The sequence below is a fragment of the Bradyrhizobium sp. MI1.4 genome (assembly GCF_055811315.1).
In genome coordinates this window covers 1-262 of the sequence record NZ_JBVVPP010000176.1, presented here as the reverse complement: position 1 = coordinate 262, position 262 = coordinate 1, and the positions used below count along the sequence as shown (strand labels likewise).

The 262-nt window shown below is 58.4% G+C and carries 1 pseudogene; it reads right to left on the bottom strand.

Annotated features, from left to right (window positions below):
- Positions 1-262 (bottom strand): annotated as a pseudogene (locus AC0L23_RS40155) (hypothetical protein); the annotation flags it as partial.

Here is a 262-nt window from a genome sequence, read left to right as displayed (position 1 = left end):
GCCGAGTTGGCCACGGAGTTGGAGCCCAGTGCCACCGAGTTCATCGTCGTCGCCTGAGAATGTCCGCCGATCGAAACTGCATCCGTACCCGTTGCCGACGAATCCGCCAGCGTCGAGTTAGTGTTGAAGTACTTGATGCCGCCGCCGTTCACGATGTTGTTCACCGTGTTGCTCAGGTTGTTCACGTTGTTGTTGATCGTGTTGACCTTCGCGTCTTCCGACATGAGCTGGCTCAGGTTCACCGCGTCCGTGGCGTTCAGGC